This is a genomic window from Vibrio sp. V42_P2S4T144 (assembly GCF_009904715.1).
Lineage (GTDB): Bacteria > Pseudomonadota > Gammaproteobacteria > Enterobacterales > Vibrionaceae > Vibrio > Vibrio alginolyticus.
Genome location: NZ_WXWS01000682.1, coordinates 1 through 4,908 on the forward strand (window position 1 = coordinate 1; position 4,908 = coordinate 4,908).

3 protein-coding genes and 1 pseudogene are annotated in these 4,908 nt (G+C 43.9%); all 4 read left to right on the forward strand.

The window, feature by feature from the left end; all coding sequences use genetic code 11:
• Positions 1-127 precede the first annotated feature (127 nt).
• Positions 128-1,315 (forward strand): glycine betaine/L-proline ABC transporter ATP-binding protein ProV, encoded by a 1,188-nt coding sequence (gene proV / locus CAG68_RS21945; RefSeq protein WP_005377777.1) that lies wholly within the window; start codon positions 128-130, stop codon positions 1,313-1,315.
• Positions 1,316-1,319: 4 nt separating this feature from the next.
• On the forward strand, positions 1,320-2,405 hold the full coding sequence (gene proW / locus CAG68_RS21950; protein WP_005377778.1) for a glycine betaine/L-proline ABC transporter permease ProW: 1,086 nt from the start codon (positions 1,320-1,322) through the stop codon (positions 2,403-2,405).
• Complete coding sequence (proX, locus tag CAG68_RS21955) at positions 2,398-3,405, forward strand: glycine betaine/L-proline ABC transporter substrate-binding protein ProX (protein WP_005385703.1); 1,008 nt, start codon at positions 2,398-2,400, stop codon at positions 3,403-3,405. Before proW ends, proX begins: the two co-directional genes overlap by 8 nt.
• Positions 3,406-3,599: 194 nt before the next feature.
• Positions 3,600-4,783: pseudogene (locus CAG68_RS21960) on the forward strand (LTA synthase family protein); the annotation flags it as partial.
• Between the last annotated feature and the right edge of the window lie 125 nt (positions 4,784-4,908).

Genomic DNA, 4,908 nt, shown 5'->3' on the forward strand with positions numbered 1-4,908 from the left:
TTGCTCAACGAATTCTCTATGCACGGCAGAACTAGTTAACCAACCCCCTTTCGTTGAAAGTTGAACTAAAATTAATTAGAGTACAAATCGTTAAACAGTTATAAACACACGAAAAAGGACAGATAACATGGATCCCATACTGGAAGTTAAGGGACTGTATAAAGTGTTTGGAGAAGACCCAGAGAGAGCCTTCTCGCTTATCGACAAAGGCGTCGATAAAGACGGTATTTTTGAACAGACAGGTTTAACAGTCGGCGTAAACGATGTATCTCTCACCATAAATGAAGGGGAAATTTTCGTAATCATGGGCCTTTCTGGCTCCGGGAAATCCACCCTTGTTCGACTTCTTAACCGGCTCATTGAGCCGACTAAAGGTAGTGTTTATCTCAAAGGAAGAGATATCGCCCACATCTCCGAGAATGAACTTCGAGAAGTTCGTCGTAATAATATCTCAATGGTGTTTCAAAGTTTCGCACTCATGCCACACATGACGGTGATTGAAAATGCCGCCTTTGGTTTAGAACTTGCCGGCATCGATGTTAATGAGCGTCAGAAAAGTGCCCTTTCCGCCTTAGAAAGAGTGGGTTTAGACCCTTATGCAGAATCTTTCCCTGACGAATTATCCGGTGGTATGAAACAGCGCGTTGGTTTAGCGAGAGCGTTAGCCTGTGATCCTGACATCCTATTAATGGACGAGGCGTTTTCCGCTTTAGACCCATTGATCCGTTCTGAGATGCAAGATGAGCTTATTCGTCTACAGAACGATGACAAACGCACAATTGTCTTCATTTCTCATGATTTGGATGAAGCAATGCGCATTGGCGACCGTATCGCCATCATGCAAAACGGTGAGGTTGTTCAGGTTGGTACACCTGATGAAATATTACACAGTCCAGCAAATGATTATGTCGAAGCGTTTTTCCGCGGCGTAAACATCGCAAGTGTCTTGACAGCAAAAGATATCGCGCGCAAGAAGCCAGCGGCTGTTTTTAAGAAATCGGAAAATGACGGTCCAGGCTCTGCGATGCAGATTCTGATGGATCACGACCGTGATTACGGTATTGTCGTCGATAAATCTAGCCGATATTCCGGCATCGTATCTCTTGATTCACTACGTTTGGCTCATAAAGAAAACCGTTCGTTAGCCAGTGCTCAATTACCGGATGAAGTTACTCTTCAGCCTGATCAGTCAATTAATGACATTTTGGGTCTGGTTGCTGGTGTTCCTTATGCCGTGCCTGTCGTAGATGAGAAAGGAACTTACTTTGGTGTCGTGACTAAATCACGTCTTCTACAAACACTAGATAAGGATTAACACGATGTCTTCAGAGCAAACTAACAATGATCCCTGGTCAAATACTGCTCCTGCGCAAGATGATCCTTGGTCGCAAGGTACAGAGGCCGCGCCAAGTAATGATTGGCTCAACTCAGAAACTGTAGAGCAAGCACCATTCGATATTATGAACCCATTCCAAGATGCGGTTTTACCCCTCGATAGCTGGGTAGAGTCCGGTTTGAACTGGCTGGTGGAACATGGTCGACCTGTTTTCCAAGCAATACGAGTTCCAATCGACTTTATTCTAACGTCGTTTGAAACTGCTTTGGTGTCTACACCTGCGCCTATAATGGTACTCATTTTATTTTTGCTAGCGTGGCAGTTTTCCAATGTAAAACTTGGTTTTTCTACTCTTGTATCCCTTGTTTTCATCGGCCTAATTGGTGCGTGGTCACAAGCGATGACAACGCTAGCACTGGTGTTAACCGCCGTTTTCTTCTGTTTGCTTATAGGGCTACCAATGGGGATATGGTTGGCAAGGAGCCAAACCGCTGCCAAATTTGTTAGGCCAATATTAGATGCAATGCAAACGACTCCCGCGTTCGTTTACCTTGTGCCAATTGTTATGTTGTTTGGTATTGGTAACGTTCCTGGCGTAGTAGTAACGATCATTTTCGCCCTGCCTCCCGTTGTGCGCCTGACTATTTTGGGTATTCAGCAAGTACCTGAAGAGCTTATCGAAGCTGGCCACTCTTTCGGGGCAAACAAAAAACAGATGCTTTATCGCATCCAGTTACCGTTGGCGTTACCAACCATCATGGCAGGTGTAAACCAAACCTTAATGCTGTCACTTTCTATGGTAGTGATTGCTTCAATGATTGCTGTTGGCGGCTTAGGCCAAATGGTACTTCGTGGTATTGGCCGACTTGATATGGGTCTTGCTGCCGTTGGTGGCTTAGGCATCGTTATTCTTGCGATTTTGTTAGACCGTATCACCCAGGTGTTAGGGGTTAATGCGGGCAACACTAAACTTCGCTGGTATCACACAGGTCCTGTTTCATACCTATTAAAACTGAAAACAAAGACGAACCAAGACGATCTAAAACTTAGGAGAAACATCAATGAATAATTCATGGAAGAAAGCGCTCTCTGTTGGAGCTCTAAGTACTATCGCATTTTCAACTTATGGTGTGGCAAGTGAACTACCGGGTGAAGGTGTCACTGTTCAGCCTGTTCAATCAACCGTTGCAGAAGAAACATTTCAAACGTTGATCGTAAACCGCGCACTTGAAGAGCTTGGTTACGATGTTAAACCGACCAAAGAAGTGGACTACAACGTAGGCTACACCTCTATTGCTAAAGGTGATGCTACTTTCTTAGCGGTTGGTTGGTTCCCTCTTCACGCCGATAAGTACACGATGTCTGGCGGTGATGATAAGTTCTTCCGTAAAGGCCAATACGTAAGTGGTGCTGCGCAAGGTTATTTGATCGATAAGAAAACCGCGGAAAAATATAACATCACGAACATTGGTCAGTTAAAAGATCCAAAATTGGCGAAGCTATTCGATGCAAACGGCGATGGCAAAGCGGACTTAACTGGCTGCAACCCAGGTTGGGGTTGTGAAATGGTTGTTGAACATCAGTTGGATGCTTTCAAACTTCGTGACACAGTAACACACAACCAAGGTAACTACGCGGCGATTATCGCTGATACAATCTCACGTTATAAAAAAGGCGATCCGATTCTTTACTACACTTGGACACCGTACTGGGTAAGTGGCGTTTTAGTTCCAGGGAAAGATGTTGTGTGGTTAGAAGTGCCATTCTCTTCACTTCCTGGTGAGCGTAAGGACATTGATACGACACTAGAGAACGGTAAGAACTACGGCTTCGAGATGAACTCTATGCGCATCGTTGCTAATAAAGAGTTTACAGAAAACAACCCTGCTGCTGCAAAGCTGTTTGAAATCATCAAACTAAATATCAATGATGTTAGTGCTCAGAATATGATGATGAGCCAAGGTAAGAACAGCTCAGCGGACATCGAGTCTCATGTAAATGGCTGGATCAAAGCGAACCAGAAAAAGTTCGACGCATGGGTCGAAGAAGCGAAGAAAGCCGCAATGTAATCATGCCTTTATCAACCTCTAGAGCCAGTTGGTGTTATCAACTGGCTCTTTTTTTACACAAACGCCCCTCCCCCTTACATAGACATACCAACACTTACACTACTCGACCATAAACCCACATTATAATTCACGTTTATTTCACGCTTGCTTTGCTAAAAACAACACAACATAACAATTAAACTATTCGAATAAATATGAAAAACTTATCAAGGAGCTCTGTGTGGGGGCCTTTGCAGCCAATTGCTGCCTTTTCTTTGTTTTCGCTTCTATTTCTGTCTATCTCAAGAGTTTTGCTAGCTTTTTGGCAGATTGACCGTATTGACTCTCTAAACGACTTAATTTACATCCTAGGTCAAGGTTTGCGCGTAGATATTGCAACGCTTTGCTGGTTATTTATTCTTCCAGCACTGTTTTCAACCTTCATGCCATTAACCGGTAAGATGGGAGAGTGTTGGAAGCGAATATTACGCATATGGATGGTTTTAGGGCTTTGGGTGCTTGTATACATGGAGCTCGCAACAGCGCCATTCATTCAGGAATACGACCTACGTCCAAACCGCCTGTTTGTGGAATACTTAATCTACCCAAAAGAAGTCTTGAGTATGCTCTGGACTGGCTACAAATTAGAACTGTTTATTGGTGCGTTAGGTACAGTTTTAACCATCACTTTAGGTTGGAAGTGGAGTAAGAAACTGACCGATAAGGCGCAGCAGGTCAACTGGAAATGGCGACCACTATTGGCACTTTTCGTTGTTCTTTTTGGGGTTGCAGGTGCTCGCTCATCTTTAGGTCACCGCCCGCTAAATCCTGCTATGGTCGCCTTTTCTAACGATCCACTGCTTAACGACTTAGCACTGAACTCATCTTACTCATTGTTGTTTGCGGTTAATAGCATGAAGTCAGAAAAGAGTGCTGAGCAGTTCTACGGAAAAATGGACACTCAAAAGATGTTGGAATTAGTTCGCACTTCATCAACAAAGTCCGACTTCACCCCTTCATTACTCCCAACCATGAACAGTAACCCCGCGACTTACCAGGGTAAACATAAAAACTTAGTGATTTTGCTACAAGAAAGCTTAGGCGCCCAATTTGTCGGTGCTTTGGGCGGTTTGCCTCTAACACCAAACCTTGATGAACTCATGAAGGAAGGTTGGCAGTTCACACAAATGTACGCCACTGGTACTCGTTCTGTTCGTGGAATTGAAGCCGTAACCACGGGCTTTCCTCCATCTCCCTCTCGCGCTGTAGTGAAGCTGAGTAAAAGCCAAACGGGTTTCTTTACTATCGCGGACTTACTAAAAGTTCAATGCTATCACACGCAATTTATTTACGGCGGAGAGAACAAAATTGACAAAAAGAAAAATCTTTTTTTTGGGTAAGGTTCTTTTCAAAACAGCAAAGGAAAATATATTTACGACCCCAACTTTGTTGTCTCTTTGGGGGTGTGGGAGTAATATCTATATAACAAAGAAAAAGCAGACGTTGGACGCCCTTCCAAACACA

Coding starts and splice junctions, on each gene's coding strand:
- proV (WP_005377777.1), top strand. CDS start 128: ATGGATCCCATACTGGAAGTTAAGGGACTGTATAAAGTGTTTGGAGAA.
- proX (WP_005385703.1), top strand. CDS start 2,398: ATGAATAATTCATGGAAGAAAGCGCTCTCTGTTGGAGCTCTAAGTACT.
- proW (WP_005377778.1), top strand. CDS start 1,320: ATGTCTTCAGAGCAAACTAACAATGATCCCTGGTCAAATACTGCTCCT.